The sequence below is a fragment of the Desulfocurvibacter africanus subsp. africanus DSM 2603 genome, from assembly GCF_000422545.1.
Lineage (GTDB): Bacteria > Desulfobacterota > Desulfovibrionia > Desulfovibrionales > Desulfovibrionaceae > Desulfocurvibacter > Desulfocurvibacter africanus.
The window spans coordinates 45,401-61,766 of record NZ_AULZ01000005.1 but is presented as its reverse complement, the minus strand read 5'-3'; the positions used below and the strand labels follow the sequence as shown (position 1 = coordinate 61,766).

Here is a 16,366-nt window from a genome sequence, read left to right as displayed (position 1 = left end):
CATGGCTTCGAACAACGCGCACGGCACGGAAGGACGCTTTTCGATCCTGCTCCTGGTGCTGATCGTCACGGCGGCCTGGACGCTGGGGCTGCACCTGGCGCGCCTGCCGGACTGGACGAATCAGCGCGGCTCGACCTTCGTGGCCGGACAGCCGCTGCTGACCACGGCCGATGGCTATTACTATTTGCGCCTGGCCGAGGAGCACGCGAGCGGCGAGTACCGCGACAGGGATGAGCTGCGGCCCGGCCAGATTAAACGGCCGGAACATGTTCCGCCCGTGAGCGCCCTGGCCTCCGCGCTGCACAAGACCCTATCCATCCCCATGCGCGAGCTTGCCTTTTACCTGCCGCCAGCCCTGGCCGTGCTGTCGAGTTTGGCCCTGGCTCTGGCCGGCTGGGCCGTGGCCGGGCCATGGGGAGGTCTTGCGGCGGGCTTGGCCGGGGCAGCCAGCCCGTTCTGGTTCGTGCGTTGCTCCCTGGGCTGGTTCGACACCGATCCGCTCAATTTGTTCTTTCCCGTCCTGGCCGCGTTGGGGTTGACCGGGTTCGCCTTTGGCCCTTGGGGCTATTGGAGCGCCCGGAGCCGGCAGGTACAGAACGAGCCTGAACAGCCGCCCGGATCGTGGCGCGTCCGTGCGGCACAACTGCTGCTGTGCGCCGCCGGGATAGTCGGCTTGGCCCTGTGGTGGCCCAGCGTCGGCCTGCTGGCCCTGCCGCTGTTCTGCTTGGCCTACGGCCTCAGTTTCATGGCTCCGGCATCCAGGACCGAACGGCTGGCCAAGCTCGGGCTGCTGCTTCTGCTGGCCGCTGGCCTGGGCTTCCTGGGCTTGGGCCTGCACCGTCACCTGCCCCAGGCTCTGGCCGGCTTTACGTCCCTGGGAGATTCGGCCCTGGCCCACCTGGGTCTCATCACCAAACAAAGCAGCGGCGCATTCGCCGAAGTGGGGCAGTCCATCTCCGAGCTGACGCCCCTGGAGATCAGCCGTTTGCCTCAGGATCTGGCGGGAGGCTGGCTTCCGCTCGCGGCATCCCTTGCGGGTCTGGCCCTGGCCGCGCTTCGGCGCGACTGGGCGGCGCTGATGCTTATCCTGCCATTTGTTCTCCTGGGTGCGTTGGCTGGCTTTGCCCAGCGTTTCGTCATCTTCCTGGTGCCGGCCTATGCTCTGGGTCTGTCCCTGCTGGCAGGCACCCTCGCCGCCAGGCCCGGAATCGCCCGGCTCCGCCCGGCAATGCGCCTGGCCCTGGCCGGGCTGCTGGCCATGACATTGGCCGCGCCCGGAGTCTGGGCCAGCCTGACCCGGCCTGTGCATCCCGCCTTCAATACCGCGCAGGCAGCCCTGGCCATGAGCGTCGGTTCGGCCGGCTCCAGCTCCGGCCTGTTCTGGAACTGGTGGGACCAGGGCTATTTTCTGCAGTACTTCGCAAAGGTGCCTACGTTGATCGACGGCGGCTCCCAGGATCCGGAGCGCATCTTCCTGGCCTCGCTGCCCTTGGCCTCCAATGATCCGGCCCTGGCCGCACGCTGGATGCGCTTCGTGGCCGCGCACGACGTGGAGGGCTTCCGCCGCCTGGCGCAGCGGCTTGGCGGACCGCGACAGGCCGCCGAGCTCCTGCGCGCGGTTTTCGCCGACCCGGAACAGACCGAGAAGATGCTGACCGCCGCTGGCCTCGATCCGGGCCAATGGAAGCCTTATCTGTTTCCGGCCATGCGTAAGCCCGTGTTCATCTATCTCACGGTGGACATTATCTACAAGGGCTGGTGGTACTATTACGGCAGTCTGTTCAGCGAGTCGCAGGCGAAAACACCGCCGGAAACCACGCTTGTGCCGATGGCCATGGCCACCATCGACAAAGGCCGAGGAACCATGCAAATCGGCCAGGGCATCCTGCCCCTGTCCATGGTGGTGGAGGTGAGCCGAAATGGCCTGGAGCATTCCCAGGGGGCTTCCGCCGAGGGCATGGTGGCCCTGCGCGTGGCGGGCTCGCCCTATCTGACGCTGTTGGTCCGGCCCATGTACGACAGCGTGGCCGGCCAGCTTTTATATGGAGATCCCAAGGGCTTCCAGGAATTCAAGCAGCTGGCTTACCACCCCTTCGTGGGCGGCGTCTGGCTCGTGCAGTAAGCTCGCGGTAAAGCTCCGTCATCCGCGCGGACACGGGAGCGATGTGCAGCTGCGTGTCGAAACGTTTCCTGCCGGCTTGTCCCAGACGCTCGCGCAAGTCCGCATCGGCCATGAGTCTGTGCACCGCTGAAGCCAGCTCCAGCGCATTGCCGGGCTCGAAGGCCAGGCCGGTAATCCCTTCTTCGTTGAGCACGCTCATGCCCGAGCCGGTCAGCCGCGAGGAGATCAGCGGGCGGCCAAAGCGCATGGCCTCGGCCAACACCAGCCCGAAGGCCTCGGCTCGCGCTATCGAGGGCAGGCAGAAGCAGTCGCAGCCGGCCATGAGCGCGTGCAAATGCGCTTCGGGCAGGCTGCCGGGCATGCGCACGCGATCCTCGACGCCAAGTTCTTTGGCCAGGCGCAGCAGGTCCCGGCGAAGCGGTCCGTCACCCGCGATAACCACGCGCGCTCGTTCGGGCAGCAACCCCGCCGCGCGCACCAGCACCTCGAAACCCTTGTAGTGGCTGAAGCGGCCCGCCGCCAAGACGAGGAAACCGTCATTGCCTAGAGCACTTTGCATTTGAGCCGGGAGAGGGCACTGCCTGCCAGACCGGCTCGGTCCTCTCTCAGACTCTTTCCCGCCAGGGAAATGATTTCCCTGGACCCTCATTTCTTTTGCAAAGTGCTTTAGAGTGCGCGCCCGGGCGGCGGCGATCTCGCTTGGCGACGGTTGAGGCAGCCTGAGCGGGTCCAGCCCAAGTGAGATCACCCGGCACTTGGCTCGGTGCGCGGCCAGGGAGTCGCTGGCCTGCAGATAGGGCTCGGATGTGGCCACAACGGCGTCGGCCCGACGCAACAGGGCCTGCTCGAAGACGCGGTACAGGGGGTAGAGTCTGGCCAGGCTGCGGCTGCCGTCCGTGACCACGTCCGAATGCCAGTGCAGTACCAGGGCGGGCCGTATGGCCTCGGGCAGGGCCGACAGGCCCAACAGGGCAAAGGCACTCGTGTTGGGCAGATGCGCATGAATTACCTGGGGCCGGAAGTCGGCCAGCAGACCGGCCAAGGCCATGGGATACCCTGGCGCAAGGGGCGCGAAGGCCAATCGCCCCAGAATGGCCGCGCGCCGCACATCCACACCCTCCGCGACCTCCCGATTGCCCAGCCGCCAGGGCCGCTCGGCATGGGCCAGCACGCGCACTTCCAAGCCTTGCACGACCTGGGCCGTGGCCAGGTCGCGCAGGAAGGTTTCCATGCCCCCCAAGGCGGGAGGATAGTATTTGCCCAGATGAAGCACGCGCATGACCGCCCCCGCTTCGTTTTCAAAAAAGGGATTCCAAAGGGGCGCGGCCCCTTTGGCCGCCGGAGGCTTCCTGTCCCGGCGCCATGGGATACGTACAATATGCCTCCGGCGGCCAGGGGTTTCACCCCTGGACCCCGACCGGGGGAAATGATTTACCCCGGCCCCCCTCGTTCTTTGTCGTCTTGTAACAGTGTGGCCGGGTGCAAGGCCAATCCCCCCGGAATGCCGCAGGATAGCAGGATCAGGGCTTTTTGCCAGCATGGCGGGCCGTAATCGGGCAGAGATGGCCTTCCCTGGCCGTGCTTTCCGAAGACGCGGGAATGGTTGCAAAAGAAGGGTGAAGGGAATTATGAATTATGCACTTCAAGGCATAAGCGAGGAAACGACCCATGGACCTGCTGGATATCATGTTGGACCGCCTCGGGCGAGGCGAGTCCTTGGCCCATGTGACCATTCTGCATCAGGACGGCTCCACGCCGCGCACGGCGGGAGCGCGCATGCTCGTGTTCGCGGACGGCTCCATCGCCGGGACCATCGGCGGCGGTCAAGTCGAGGCCATGGCCATGGACATGGCGCGTGCAAGCCTGCGCACTGGCCGGTCCGCGCGCGCCTCCTTCGATCTGACCGGCGGGCGCGACCAGGGCATGGACATGATCTGCGGCGGCAGGCTTGAAGCGCTCATCGAGCCTATTATCGACCCGGCGAAGCTGCTGCCGGTGCTGCAGGCCGCGCAGACCTGCCGCCAGGATCGGCGGCCCTTCACGCTGCTGACCATGCTGCGCGCGAGCGAGGACGAAAACGGCGTGGAGATCGCCCGTTGCCTGCGGGCCCCGGAGCACGCGGGCCAGCCGGCGTTGCGCCAGGGCTCGTGCGCCGGGGAGCAGGAGCTGGAAGGCGTGCTGCGGGAAGCCGGCTGGGAGCCCTGGAGCCTGGTGCGACAGCCGGGCGCGGACTGGCTGGTCGAGCATTACCGGCCGAGGGAGACGGTCTACCTGTTCGGCGGCGGCCACGTGGCGCAGAAGATCGCGCATGTGGCCCACATCGCGGGTTTCCGCATCGCGGTGCTGGACGATCGGCCCGAGTTCGCCAGCAGGGAACTCTTTCCTCAAGCCGAACTGCTGCTTGCGCCGCCCTCCTTCGCCAATGTCTTTGGACTGCCCGAACTTGCCCGCGAACCCATGACTGACACCAGCTATGTGGTCATCGTGACCAGGGGGCACCGCCACGACGCCGATGTCCTGGAGCAGACGCTGCGCACCGCCGCCGGCTACATAGGCATGATCGGCAGCCGCGCCAAGCGCGAAGCGACCTACCGCAAACTAGGGGAAAAGGGCTTCGGCCCGCATGACTTCGCGCGCGTGCATTGCCCCATCGGCCTGGACATCGGCGCGCAGACGCCCGAGGAAATCGGGGTCAGCGTCGTGGCCGAGATGATCCTGCACAGGGCCGGAGGACCTCGTCGTGGCTGATGTCGTCGCAATCGTGCTGGCCGCCGGGATCTCCTCGCGCATGACGGGCTTCAAGCCGCTGCTCGATCTGGGCGGCCGCAGCTCGCTGGTGCGTACAATAGACCTGTTCCACGCTGCCGGGGTGAAGGACGTGCGCGTGGTCACCGGCCATCGCGTGGCCGAGACGCGAGCCGAGGCCGTTGCGGCTGGCGCGCGGGTGATCGACAATCCCGAGTACCGCGAGGGCATGTTCTCTTCGATCCAGGCCGGTGTACGCAGCCTTTCGCCAGGAGCGCCATTCCTGCTGCTGCCCGTGGACATCCCCCTGGTGCGGCCCGGTACCGTGCGGCTGCTCCTCGATCGGCATGCCGATAATCCCGAGCGCATCCTCCATCTCACCTACCGGGGCGAACGCGGCCATCCGCCGCTGCTTCCGGCGGATCTGCAGGCCGACATCCTGGCCTGGGGTGGTGAAGGTGGGCTGATGGGGCTTTTGGCGCGTAATGAGCAGCGCGCCTTGGATATCCCGGTGTCCGACAGCCATATCCTGCTGGACATGGACACGGACCAGGACGCGACGGCCTTGGCCGAACGGCTTGATTACCTCGATTATCCTGACCGCGAGGAGTGCGAAACGCTGCTCGCTCTCAGGCCGAACGTCAACGAACGCGGCCTGGCGCACTGCCGCGCCGTGGAACGCTTCGCCTCGGCCATGGCCGGCGCGCTCCTGCGGGCCGGATACGAACCCGCGCCCGATGCGCGGCTCGTCACCGCAGCCGCCCTGCTGCACGACGTGGCCAAGGGCTTGCCCAGCCACGAGCGGGAGGGCGGACGCATCCTCGATCAGTTGGGGTTTCCCAGGGTGGCGGGCATCGTGGAGGCGCACCGCGACATCGACCTGCCCGCCGACGCACCGCTCACCGAGCGCGAAATAGTCTACCTGGCCGACAAGCTGGCCAAGGGGCAGCAATTGGTGAGCGTGGAGGAGCGCTTCGAGGCCAAGCTAAGGCTGCACGGCCACGACCCCGAGGCGGCTGCGGCCATCAGGGGCCGCATGGCCCGCGCCCTGCGCATGCAAAAGCGCATGGAGGCCGCCATGGGCCGCAGTCTCGAGCAACTCTGGGGCTAGCCGGGCGGAATCCAGACCCTACTCGGCTCTTAACCTCCTGCCTTACTCAGCCAATTCCTTGATGAACTTGCGGTACAAACCGCGAAACTGGTCGTAGCTCAAGCCGAGCAGATCGGCTGCCTTGCGCTGATTATGGCGCGCGGCGGCCAGGGCGCGACGCACGAGCGACAGCTCGAACTCGCGCACGACCTGGTGGAAGGACACGCCGGAATCCGGCAATGCGGATGACGGCTGACTGAGATCGTGCAGGGTTTGCGTCGAGGATTCACGGGCGCTGGCATCCGGCTGCGAATCCCGGCCCATCATGAAAATACCGCAGTCCTCGAAGGGCGAAAGGGCGACATCACGGATGAGCGGCCTGTCGGCGCGGAACAGGGAGCGCTCCACCACGTTCTTGAGCTCGCGCACGTTGCCCGGCCAGCCATGAGCCAGTAGCGCCCGCTCGGCTTGGCGCGAGAAGCGCGGGGACTGACCCAGGCTCAGTTCCGCGGCCATACGTCCAGCGAAATGCCGCGCCAGCAAGAGCACGTCCTCGCCGCGCTCGCGCAGGGGCGGGATGTGGATGACCTCGAAGGCCAGCCGGTCCAGCAGGTCGCGCTTGAAGCGCCCGGCTTCGGCCAGGGCCGGCAGATCGGCGTTGGTGGCGGCCACGATGCGCACATCCACCTCCACCGTGCGCGAACCGCCCACGCGCTCGAAAGTCCCGTATTCCACCACGCGCAGGATCTTCTCCTGCGCCTCCAGCGGAATGGCGCCGATCTCGTCCAGGAACAGCGTGGAATCGTGGGCTTCCTCGAAACGGCCCGCTCGCCGACCCTGCGCGCCGGTGAAGGCTCCGGCCTCGTGGCCGAACAGCTCGGACTCGATGAGCGTAGGCGCAAGCGCCGCGCAGTTGAGTGTGACCAGCGGCTGCCGCCAGCGCGGGGACAAATAGTGCACCTTGCGCGCGGCCAGCTCCTTGCCCGTGCCACGCTCGCCGATGATGAGCAGTGGCCGGTTGACCTTGGCCGCCAGGGACAAGCGCTCCTGGCAGTGCAGGAACGCCTCGGAACTGCCCAGAGCCTCCTGGTAGGAGGGCGCATAGGAATTGGAGTCACGCGCCATGGCAAGCCGCCCTCAGGTTTATTGTGGTGTGGTTTGCCAACATGTGGCGGAAATAGCCTCGCAGGAGGCCTTCGTCAAGGAAGGCCAAGCGCGTATCTCCTTGGAAAGCTTATCCCGACGGCCATAGGCATGCTAAGTGCTTTACTCCCCGCAGGTTTGGCGACAATGACCATTAAGCTATTTGGGAGGACGTCATGGGCATTTTCACCCGCGTGCGGGACATCATCAACTCCAATATCAACTCCATCCTGGACCGCGCCGAGGAGCCCGAAAAGCTCATCCGGCTTATGATCCAGGAGATGGAAGAGACCCTGGTGGAGGTCAAGGCCTCCTGCGCCCAGGCCATGGCCGCAAGCAAGAAGATCGGCCGGGAATTCGAGGACGTGCAGACCAAGCTCGACTCCTGGGAAGTCCGCGCCAGACTGGCCGTGGAAAAGGGACGCGACGATCTGGCCCGCGAGGCCCTGATCGAGAAGCGCCGTTTCGCCGAGCGCGCCGACAGCCTCAAGGCCGAGCTGGCCATGGCCGACGAGCATGTGGCACAATACCAAGAGGATATCTCCAAGCTGGAGGAGAAGCTGGCCGCGGCCATGGACAAGCAGCGCAGCCTGGTGGCCAGGCACATGCGCGCCAGGACGCGCAAGCAGGCCTACGAGAACCTGCGTCGCTACGACTCCGCCTCGGCCATGCTGCGCTTTGACCACATCGAGAACCGCATCGAGCGCATGGAGGCCGAGGCCGAACTGGCCGCACGCCCCGGCAAGCCCAGCCTGGAGCAGGAGTACGCGCGTCTGGAGCATGACGAGGACATCGAGCGTGAGCTGGCCCGCCTCAAGTCCGGCCAGTCGCCCGAAAAAACCGGAGAGTAAAGGCGGAGTCCCATGGAGGAGTTCTTCTTTTTCCTGGCCACCACCGTGGCCGCCGGCGCCAAGGTCATTGTGGTCATCATCGTCGGCTTCTTCATCCTGGCGGCGCTCAAGATCATCTTTGGCGGCAGCCGCTTGCGTAATGGAAGCGACGAGGCCCGCCAAGTGCAGGAGCTGCATCAGGGCCTGGAGCGCCTGGAGAGTCGCCTGGACGCCCTGGAGACCATCCTCCTGGAGGACAAGGAGGCACGACGGCCATGAGGCTGAATATGAATCGGTCCATGTGTGGCCACCGACGCCAAGGCCATGGTTGCAATCATCGTAGGTTTATTAATTCTGGCGGCTCTCGGCGGCCCTATCGCTCGCGCAATGGCATTCTGCTCGGCGTGTGCAAGGGCTTAGCCAACTACCTGGGCACCTCGGCCTTCGTCGTGCGCATGATCTTCATACTCGGCATGCTCTTCACGGGTCTATGGCCACTGGTGGGCCTGTACTTCCTGGCCGCCCTGCTCATGAAGCCGGAACCGGCCCTGCCGCCGGCCGATATGCATGAACAGGAGCTGTACGACTTGTACACCCGCGACCCGGCCCGCGCCACGAGCAGCCTGCGCGAGCGCTACGAGCGCGTGGATGGCCGCATCCGGCGCATCGAGGACCTCGTAACCTCGCGCTCGGCCCGCGAGGCCGACTGGGATCGCCGTTTGCGCCGGGGTTGAAGTCGTTCGCCAAAGAGCAGGGAAGGTCTTTGCCCTCCCCTGACTCGAGCCACCAGAGGTTTGATTCCCCTGGTGGCTATTTTCGTTTTCTGGCTCTTTGACGTCTGCCGTGGAATTGGAAAGGTGAAAGCCTGGAGTGCTGATCCTTGTCCTGGACCTCAGCCGGGGGCATCCTCGTTCGGCGCTCAGCTTACTTAAAGCAGATTGCCTTTAAGACGCCCGCTCCGGCGTTAACGGCGCAAGTGAATTGCGCCTGCGCCTACGCGTGGCGGCAAGCCATGCCGACGCACGGCTTGCAGGGCATTTTCAAAAGCAAAATGCTCTATTAGGCGCTTGAACCCCGGGCTGGCCTACCTTGCGCAGGGCGCAATGGATGTGCAGCGGCGCTGAGCGTTGCTGTTCGCACAGGGCAAGCTCGAAGGGAACACGCTTGGCCAGTGCGCGCAGGAATTCGTCTAGGCTTCGGGCAGTGAAGGTGTGCGCATGGACGCTCGTCTGGCCTTTGAAGCACTTCTGGGCGAACTCCTCGCTCGCCTCGTGCGTGACCTCGGCCTCGCCCGCGGTATTGAAGATGTAGTCGCGGTAGTGCGCAAGCTCGATGAGTTTGGTGTCCGCCTCGTAATCCTGGATGAGGTGTTCGAGGCTGGTGATCTCACGGCGCCTGTCGAAGCAGTGATTCTTGTCGGGCACGACCATGTACACGATGCCGCCCGGCCGGACGATGCGCAGCCACTCCTGGATGACCCGGCCCGGATTGCAGACATGCTCAAGGACATGGCTGTTCACGACGAAGTCGAAGGCGTTGTCATCGATGAAAGGATAGGCATCGCCCTTCCACACGAGCTGTATCTGCGAAATGCGCCGCACCCTGGGGTGCTTTTTAAAATGCGCGCGTAGCTCGGCCGTCTTGCGCTGGTCCAAATAAACGACCTCGGCGTCAAGGTCGAAGGGGTTGTGCAGGGCGCCGATCTCCAGCCCCTTGCCCTTGCAGAGTTCGTAAGCCTTGCGCCCGAAGTCCGAGTGACGTGAGCGCCCGTGAACGGTTCGGCCCGAGACGCTCTCCAGCCATGAGCGCACGACCTGCCTGGCGCGCTGGTGAACCCCTTCAGTCATCGCGGATCATACCTCCATTGCTCGATCATGCCCGCGCTGCCATGCATACGGCCGCGCATCCAAGGGAGTCTTGCATCAGGGGATTAGCACAGGGAGGTCGGTCTGGGTATCGCCAGGAAGAAATAGTTGCGCAGCTCTTCAGGACCGAAGGTGGATCAGGAAGTGGTCCTGGCCAGGGAGTCTCTTGGTTTTGCGGAAGTCGGCTCGGACCTTTAGGCAATTCGCCAAAAATCTGATGGGCTGGTTGCCGTGAACCGAGAGTCAATTCACACGAGCGGGGAGCTAGGGATCGGTCGCATACTGCCGGGCATGGTCTGAGTCGCCGGAGAGGGCGAGCATGGCCTTGGGGTTGGGCGCTCGCCGTGGGTCCGGTGAAGGACCCCGCCCAATTTCGTCCTGTTTGGCTATGGCACTCTGCAAACGAAATGCGCGGGTCCAGGGACGCTTCCGCCCCTGGTGGGATGGGTCCGGGAAGGGCAAAGCCCTTCCTGGCTCTTGTGCGAAATGCCCTAGTTCCCTTCCGGAGCCACAAGAATGACCACGCGGCGGTTGCGTGTCTGGTTCTCGGGCAGGGCGGCTCCGCTGGCGTCGTTGTTGGGCAGCAGGGGCCGGGTGTCGGCCAGACCCACGATTTTCATGTTGTCGGGCCGCACGCCCTGGCTGATGAGGAAGCGGGCCACGCGCGTGGCCCGCAGGGCCGAGAGTTCCCAGTTGGAATCAAAGGCCCCGGTCTGGATGGGCACGTTGTCCGTGTGGCCTTCCACGGTCAGGTGGTAGGGCACGCCCACCAGCACGACGCCGATCTTGCGCAGCATGCGCACGGCGTCCGGGGTCAGCTCGGCGCTGCCCGAGTCGAAAAAGGCCGGGCCGTGCAGGTTGATGGCCACGGCGCCGGGCCGCAGCTGAAATTGGACGTGCTCGGCGGCCTCGCCGCGAAAGCGTTGTTGCAGGTCGCTTATGATGTGCTCCAGGGTGGCCTGCCTGTCCAACTCGCGGGTAACAGCCTCGCGCAGACCCGACTTGCGGGCCTCGGACGGTTTCAGGGCCGTCTGCATGGAACCGGCGATTTCGTCGAAGAGGGTGTAGTCCACCTGGGAGATGGAGGCCAGCAGCACGAAAAAGCACAGCAGCAAGGTCATCATGTCGGCCAGGGAGAGGTGCCAGTCCTCTCCTCCTTCCTGATCCATCCTGCGCCTGCGCAGTTTCTCCAACGGGCTTCGCACCGCCATGGCGCTTGGCCTACCGGCTTTTCGACACGGCCGGGCCGGTCTGCTCGATCTGCCTGGGCTGTCTGCCGGCTTGAATGGATTTCCAGCGTCGGGGAGGCAGGTAGGCCTTGAGTTTGTCTAGCACGATGGACGCCGGAGTCTTGTCATGGATGAACAGAATTCCGTCGCGGATGACCTGCATGAGGACGACGCGTTCCTCGATGCGCTTCTCGACCTTGATGGCGATGGGCAGGAAGAGCACATAGGCCAGCAGAGCGCCGTACAGCGTCGTGGTCAGGGCCACGGCCATGGACGGCCCCAGGCTGGCCATGTTGTTCTGCAGGGACTGGAGCATGCCGATAAGGCCGATGAGCGTGCCGATGATGCCGAAGGCCGGCGCGAGCTTGGCCATGGTGCGATAGATGGAAGCCGAGGACATTTCCTGCTCGTAGCCCTGCTCGATGCGCGTATCCAGGATCTCCTTGATCTCCTCACGGCTGTAGCCGTCCACGAGCATCTGCACGGCGTGGCGCATGAACTGGTTCTCGATGCCGGGCAGGGAGTTTTCCAGGTGCACCTTGCCGCGCGCCGAAGCCGTCCGGGCGATCTTGACGATCTCGTCGATGTACGCGCCGATGGGCAGCTCCTCCCGCCGCAAGGCCAGCAGGAAGACCTGGAAGACGCGCATGACCTCCTTGAGGGGGTAGCAGATGAACGTAGCAGCGGCGATGCCGCCGAGCACGATGGCAAGGCCCGGATAGTTCACGAAGACCATGGGGTCGCTGGTGGAGTGGTAGGTCGCCCAGCCGAGCACCACGGCGCCGGACAGGATGCCGAGGATCGTCGCGATGTTCACGCCTTAGGCTCCCTTGCCAGGGCTTTGGCCCTTGCGCTGCTTGATGAGCTCCATGAGCTCGTGCTCCACGTCGGCCACTTCGGTGTCGGAAAATTTTTTGTCGCGGCCCTCGTCATGGATGACCTTGGCCATCTTGCGCGAGAGGTTGGCCAGGATTTTGTCGCGAGTCTCGGGCTGGGCGGCGGAGTAAAGAATTCCCAACTTGTGGAACCCGAGTAGCGGGAAGGCCTCCTGCAGGGTGGTGTCGTCCACCATGACGATGTCGTCCACGGTTTCCAGCTCTTCGAGCTTGAGGCGCTTGCGCTTGATCTTCTTGAAGAAGTTCTCGCCCATTTCCCGCGCCCAGGCTTGCGCCTGTGTCTTGCAGAGGAAGAACAGCTCCTCGGGCACTTCCTGGTTGCCGATCTTGCGGTAGACCATCTCCGGGCTTGCGTCCACGAGCTGGGCGAAGGCGTGGATGTCGATGTACTCGAGTTCCTTGGTGAAGGGCGAGTTGGGATCGGGGTCGCTGACCGCGAGATTACGCGCCGTGGACAGGAAGGTCTGCGGGTTGCACAGGCTGATCATGCGGTCGCGCACCTGCTCGCCCGTCTTTTGGAGCTCGCCGAAGATGTTTTTCTCGTATCGGGATTGCTTAACGTCGGAGATGGCGATGAGCCCGAGCTTGGCCAAACGCTCCAGGATAAGCTCCAGCTCCAGCTGCGAGATGAGCAGGATGTTGCGGATGGCCCTGTGGGTGTCCGTGGAGCTGAACTCCACGGGGTCCGCGTTGCTGCGCTTCTTGGGCTGGCCCTGCTCCGAAGCCAGGTGCAGGAGGTGCAGGACCTGGCATACGCCGAGCACGCGGTTGTTGGTGGGCTGATCCTGGATGGCCTTTTCCAGCACCTTTACCCGCTCCAGGAGATGGCGCAGCAGGCGCTGCAGCGGCACGGGGCTCTTGAGCAGCAGCCCGTGCAGCAGCGGCGCGTCGAAGGGGATGAGCTCGGTGTAGTCGTCGGCCTCGGCATTGGCGTGGAAAGGCTCACCCGTGAGCAACGAGGCCTCGCCGAAGAACTGGCCGGGCTTGATAACGCCCAGGACCACCCGCCGGTTGTTCACGATGCGGTAGATGGTCACGGAGCCACGCTTGACCATGTAGGCCGTAGGGTTGGACTGGCCTTCCCGCAGGACGATCTGATTCTTGTGGAAGATGATATTCTTGCTGCTAGTTGCGTCGGCCATGCCGTTCCTCATTCCATCCATGGATTCCTGGGCCGGGGCGCGCCACCGGAGGGCAGCGAGACTTGGGCCGGCGCATGGGCGTTCGCTGACTCCGTATGCAATTCCTTCGGAGCCGTCTCGACCGGAAACAAGCGCAAGACGTTCGCCTTCACCCGGCCCTGTCAGTAATGCGATGGACTGTATCCGATCTTATCGGACGGGCAGAGCGCATGCTTTAGACGGCGCGTGCGCTCCAAAGCTCTTTGCTAGGCTGGAGGCCGCTGCACGCAATGCAGCTTGAAATCCGAAACAGGCTTTCAATCGATTATGTTGTAAAGCGTAATGCGAGGCAACAGTAAAATATTCGTAAGCGAAAAGGTGTCAGCCCTGCTGTGCAAGCGCGTGCAATCCCAGGCTGTTGACCCTGCGCCCTGGGGCTGCTAGAGCCGTCCATCGGCTATTCATCTGGTGCTGCCAAGCTCGACAGCCGCCAACTTCACCTTCGGAGGAGCTGTATGCGCATAGGAATTCCAAAAGAGATTAAGACCCTGGAAAATAGAGTGGCCATGACTCCCGGTGGAGTCGACTCTCTTGTCCGCCGTGGGAATGAAGTCCTGGTGGAGCGTGGCGCCGGCCTGGGCAGCGGCCTGACGGACGAGGAGTACCAGGCCGCCGGAGCCAGGCTCGTCTCGGCCGAGGACGCCTGGTCCTGCCAGATGGTCATCAAGGTCAAGGAGCCTCTGACCGAGGAGTTCCGCTTCCTGCGCCCCGAGCTCATCCTGTTTACCTACCTGCACCTGGCCGCCGACGAGGCCCTGACCAAGGCCATGCTCACATCGGGCACCACGGGCATCGCCTACGAGACCGTGCAGCTCCCGGGCGGCGCGCTGCCACTGCTCACGCCCATGAGCGAGGTCGCAGGCCGCATGGCCACCCAGGAAGGCGCCAAGTATCTGGAAAAGCCTCAGGGCGGTCGCGGCATCCTGCTCGGCGGCGTGCCCGGAGTCATGCCCGGCCACGTGGTCGTGCTGGGCGGCGGCATCGTGGGCACCAACGCCGCCAAGATGGCCATGGGCCTGGGCGCGCGCGTGACCGTGCTCGACGTGAGCCACGGCCGCCTGCAGTACCTGGACGACGTGTTCGGCGGCCGCATCATGACCATGACCTCCACCGAACCCAACGTCCGCGAGATAGTCAAGACCGCGGATCTGGTCATTGGCGCTGTGCTCATCCCGGGCGCCAAAGCCCCCAGGCTCGTCACGCGCAACATGCTTTCGACCATGCGCGAGGGTTCGGTCATCGTGGACGTGGCCGTGGACCAGGGCGGCTGCGTGGAGACCATCAAGCCCACTACCCATGCGGACCCGACCTACATGGTGGACGGCGTGCTGCATTACGGTGTGGCCAACATGCCCGGCGCCGTGCCCCGCACCTCCACCTTCGCCTTGGCCAACCAGACCCTGCCCTACGCCCTCAAACTGGCCGCCAAGGGCATCGACGCCCTGCGCGCTGACAAGAGCCTGGCCCTGGGCCTCAATACATACCAGAAGCAACTGACCTGCCCGGGCGTGGGCGAGGCCTTTGGCATGGCCTCGGTGACGCCGGGAGTGGTGTTGAATTAACGCTCTTGCTGAGCTCTTGGCTGAGTGAAGCCTAGAGCCAGTGTCTTTCATAAAAAGTGCGGCGACCGACCGGATGACTCGGTTTAACCGTGACATTCCGGACGGTCGCCGCAACTTCGGACAAAATTGGCGGGCAGTAGCGTGGGTACTGTCGCCGAGGAGGCCCTCAGCTACTGTATCAATGCGGTAGAACACTCCTGATATTCGCTCTCTTGCCTCGCCTGGAATAGCCTGAAATAATTTGATAAGAGATCTTGGCCCGTCCGGCGAAGGTCGCGCGGAGTAAGCGTGATCGCCGTCGCCCTCTCCGTGTGCCGAATAGTGTTGAAGAACCTTCTGTGCTTGGCACTACCCCGATCCAATCACATTAAGTGGCATACCGTTTGCTTTTTACCACCAGCGACAAACTGATCGGAGCAGTCTGCGGCCATCAGCGAAATGCGAAGCTGCCATTCTTTACCAACTATGTTGATAACCGTCAGGCAGAGAGAAGTGCCCCTATGCCAGATGAAGTGAAAATATCCACCATAGTCTCCACATACGCTTCCGAGGAGTTCATGGCCGAGTGCCTGGACGACCTCGTGGGCCAGACTGCCGCCGACCAGCTTGAAATCGTGGTGGTGGACGCCTGCTCGCCCCAGGGCGAGGGAGAGATCGTGGCGCGCTATCAGGAGCGCTTTCCGCGCATCAACTACATTCGCACGCCCGAACGCATCGGCATTTACGCAGCCTGGAACGTGGCTATCAAGGCCGCGCGGGGCAAATATTTGACGCCCTTCAGCACCAACGACCGCCTCGCCCCCGACGCCTACGAGGTCCTGAGCCGCTATCTGGACGAGCATCCGGACGTGGACTTGGTGTACGGCGATACGCACCTGACCGACCTGCCGCACCAGACCTTTGAGAGTTTTTCTCCCAGCGTGGGAGATGAAGGGCCAGCCTGGCAGTGGCCTCCCTTCAGCTACTTCGACCTGCTGGTCAGGTGCTCCGTGGGTCCGCATCCCATGTGGCGCAAGAAAGTTCATGGCCCGGTCGGTTTGTTTGACGAGTCCTTCAAATCCGTAGGCGACCAGGACTTTTGGCTCCGCCTTGGTCGAAAGCATGTGCTGCGGAACATCCCACACTTCACGGGACTCTACTGGCGTGAAGAAGCGGCTTTGTCCAACCAGGAGGGGGCATACAAGGAATTGGCCCGGCTCCGCATGAGCTATGTGCCCGCTTACCTGAAAAGCAGGGATTTCGGTGAGTGCAACGCAATTCGGGACAAGGTGCTGGGCAGCTTCGAACGGGGTGAGCTCGCTCAAGCCATCATCGCCTTTAAATGCGAGTTGGAAGAGTGTCTTCTGTCCGCGTCCTGCAAGTTGAGCGAACAAATCATGCTGCTCACGGAGAGGGGCCGGCTTGCCCAGGCCCACGGGCTCTACCTCGCAAACCGCCCCAAACTGCCCGACTTCCCTGAACTGGCTGAACTGGATGCCCTCATGAAGCGGGTAGCTGGTCAATTGGTCAAACAATAGCACTGAGTCGTCACACCAATCAGGAAGCCGAACCTGGCATCTCCTGATTATCAGCAGTTAGCTCCTTGGCTTGCAGGCTGCCAGCTGGTGGTCCAGCCCTCCGTCATTACCATCGACGCCCAGGCCCATGATCTAGCGTTTCTCCTGGCCTGATTTGTCGACAGCGACCTGTCCGACAAAGTCTTC

14 protein-coding genes are annotated in these 16,366 nt (G+C 63.9%); 8 read left to right on the top strand and 6 right to left on the bottom strand.

The features are described from left to right. Nucleotide 1 precedes the first annotated feature (1 nt). Entirely contained in the window at nucleotides 2-2,122 is a 2,121-nt protein-coding gene (locus H585_RS0104405) for an STT3 domain-containing protein (protein ID WP_027366912.1), read from the top strand. Here the strand turns inward: H585_RS0104405 and H585_RS20800 are convergent. Further along, nucleotides 2,070-3,401 (bottom strand): glycosyltransferase, encoded by a 1,332-nt coding sequence (locus H585_RS20800; RefSeq protein ID WP_034627130.1) that lies wholly within the window; start codon nucleotides 3,399-3,401, stop codon nucleotides 2,070-2,072. The two genes, H585_RS0104405 and H585_RS20800, sit on opposite strands and share 53 nt — an antisense overlap. 389 nt (nucleotides 3,402-3,790) lie before the next feature. On the opposite strand from H585_RS20800, the gene H585_RS0104395 reads away from it, so the two are divergent. After that, nucleotides 3,791-4,870, top strand: a complete 1,080-nt coding sequence (locus H585_RS0104395) for an XdhC family aldehyde oxidoreductase maturation factor (RefSeq protein ID WP_027366911.1) — start codon at nucleotides 3,791-3,793, stop codon at nucleotides 4,868-4,870. Beyond that, nucleotides 4,863-5,978 carry a DVU_1551 family NTP transferase gene (locus H585_RS0104390; protein ID WP_027366910.1) on the top strand — a complete coding sequence of 372 codons (1,116 nt, stop codon included), beginning with the start codon at nucleotides 4,863-4,865 and terminating at the stop codon, nucleotides 5,976-5,978. The genes H585_RS0104395 and H585_RS0104390 overlap by 8 nt, the downstream gene beginning before the upstream one ends. Nucleotides 5,979-6,020: 42 nt before the next feature. Here the strand turns inward: H585_RS0104390 and pspF are convergent, their stop codons facing one another. Continuing rightward, entirely contained in the window at nucleotides 6,021-7,082 is a 1,062-nt protein-coding gene (gene pspF / locus H585_RS0104385; RefSeq protein ID WP_027366909.1) for a phage shock protein operon transcriptional activator, read from the bottom strand. Between the two features lie 194 nt (nucleotides 7,083-7,276). On the opposite strand from pspF, the gene pspA reads away from it, so the two are divergent. The 3 genes from pspA to H585_RS0104370 all read left to right on the top strand — a co-directional run bounded on the left by pspA (nucleotide 7,277) and on the right by H585_RS0104370 (nucleotide 8,664). Continuing rightward, complete coding sequence (gene pspA / locus H585_RS0104380) at nucleotides 7,277-7,951, top strand: phage shock protein PspA (protein WP_014259455.1); 675 nt, start codon at nucleotides 7,277-7,279, stop codon at nucleotides 7,949-7,951. A gap of 12 nt (nucleotides 7,952-7,963) precedes the next feature. Further along, the gene (locus H585_RS0104375; protein ID WP_027366908.1) at nucleotides 7,964-8,209 is read left to right on the top strand and encodes a hypothetical protein; all 246 of its coding nucleotides are present in this window, start codon (nucleotides 7,964-7,966) and stop codon (nucleotides 8,207-8,209) included. A gap of 68 nt (nucleotides 8,210-8,277) precedes the next feature. After that, the gene (locus tag H585_RS0104370; protein WP_274532698.1) at nucleotides 8,278-8,664 is read left to right on the top strand and encodes a PspC domain-containing protein; all 387 of its coding nucleotides are present in this window, start codon (nucleotides 8,278-8,280) and stop codon (nucleotides 8,662-8,664) included. A gap of 306 nt (nucleotides 8,665-8,970) precedes the next feature. Here the strand turns inward: H585_RS0104370 and H585_RS20795 are convergent, their stop codons facing one another. The 4 genes from H585_RS20795 to H585_RS0104350 form a co-directional block, all read right to left on the bottom strand. After that, complete coding sequence (locus H585_RS20795) at nucleotides 8,971-9,777, bottom strand: class I SAM-dependent methyltransferase (protein WP_051182933.1); 807 nt, start codon at nucleotides 9,775-9,777, stop codon at nucleotides 8,971-8,973. Between the two features lie 509 nt (nucleotides 9,778-10,286). Next, complete coding sequence (locus H585_RS0104360) at nucleotides 10,287-11,006, bottom strand: OmpA/MotB family protein (RefSeq protein ID WP_027366906.1); 720 nt, start codon at nucleotides 11,004-11,006, stop codon at nucleotides 10,287-10,289. A gap of 10 nt (nucleotides 11,007-11,016) precedes the next feature. Next, the gene (locus H585_RS0104355) at nucleotides 11,017-11,841 is read right to left on the bottom strand and encodes a motility protein A (protein WP_027366905.1); all 825 of its coding nucleotides are present in this window, start codon (nucleotides 11,839-11,841) and stop codon (nucleotides 11,017-11,019) included. A gap of 3 nt (nucleotides 11,842-11,844) precedes the next feature. Further along, on the bottom strand, nucleotides 11,845-13,062 hold the full coding sequence (locus H585_RS0104350) for a cyclic nucleotide-binding domain-containing protein (RefSeq protein WP_027366904.1): 1,218 nt from the start codon (nucleotides 13,060-13,062) through the stop codon (nucleotides 11,845-11,847). A gap of 494 nt (nucleotides 13,063-13,556) precedes the next feature. Between H585_RS0104350 and ald the strand changes: the two genes are divergently transcribed. Continuing rightward, nucleotides 13,557-14,663 carry an alanine dehydrogenase gene (gene ald, locus H585_RS0104345; RefSeq protein ID WP_014259461.1) on the top strand — a complete coding sequence of 369 codons (1,107 nt, stop codon included), beginning with the start codon at nucleotides 13,557-13,559 and terminating at the stop codon, nucleotides 14,661-14,663. Nucleotides 14,664-15,163: 500 nt separating this feature from the next. Further along, the gene (locus H585_RS0104340) at nucleotides 15,164-16,180 is read left to right on the top strand and encodes a glycosyltransferase (RefSeq protein WP_027366903.1); all 1,017 of its coding nucleotides are present in this window, start codon (nucleotides 15,164-15,166) and stop codon (nucleotides 16,178-16,180) included. The last annotated feature ends 186 nt before the right edge of the window (nucleotides 16,181-16,366 follow it).

What these genes read in the sequence shown, in the direction of transcription:
- H585_RS0104405 (WP_027366912.1), top strand. Translation starts at nt 2, where the DNA reads ATGGCTTCGAACAACGCGCACGGCACGGAAGGACGCTTTTCGATCCTG.
- H585_RS20800 (WP_034627130.1), bottom strand. Translation starts at nt 3,401, where the DNA reads ATGCGCGTGCTTCATCTGGGCAAATACTATCCTCCCGCCTTGGGGGGC.
- H585_RS0104395 (WP_027366911.1), top strand. Translation starts at nt 3,791, where the DNA reads ATGGACCTGCTGGATATCATGTTGGACCGCCTCGGGCGAGGCGAGTCC.
- pspF (WP_027366909.1), bottom strand. Translation starts at nt 7,082, where the DNA reads ATGGCGCGTGACTCCAATTCCTATGCGCCCTCCTACCAGGAGGCTCTG.
- pspA (WP_014259455.1), top strand. Translation starts at nt 7,277, where the DNA reads ATGGGCATTTTCACCCGCGTGCGGGACATCATCAACTCCAATATCAAC.
- H585_RS0104375 (WP_027366908.1), top strand. Translation starts at nt 7,964, where the DNA reads ATGGAGGAGTTCTTCTTTTTCCTGGCCACCACCGTGGCCGCCGGCGCC.
- H585_RS20795 (WP_051182933.1), bottom strand. Translation starts at nt 9,777, where the DNA reads ATGACTGAAGGGGTTCACCAGCGCGCCAGGCAGGTCGTGCGCTCATGG.
- H585_RS0104360 (WP_027366906.1), bottom strand. Translation starts at nt 11,006, where the DNA reads ATGGCGGTGCGAAGCCCGTTGGAGAAACTGCGCAGGCGCAGGATGGAT.
- H585_RS0104350 (WP_027366904.1), bottom strand. Translation starts at nt 13,062, where the DNA reads ATGGCCGACGCAACTAGCAGCAAGAATATCATCTTCCACAAGAATCAG.
- ald (WP_014259461.1), top strand. Translation starts at nt 13,557, where the DNA reads ATGCGCATAGGAATTCCAAAAGAGATTAAGACCCTGGAAAATAGAGTG.
- H585_RS0104340 (WP_027366903.1), top strand. Translation starts at nt 15,164, where the DNA reads ATGCCAGATGAAGTGAAAATATCCACCATAGTCTCCACATACGCTTCC.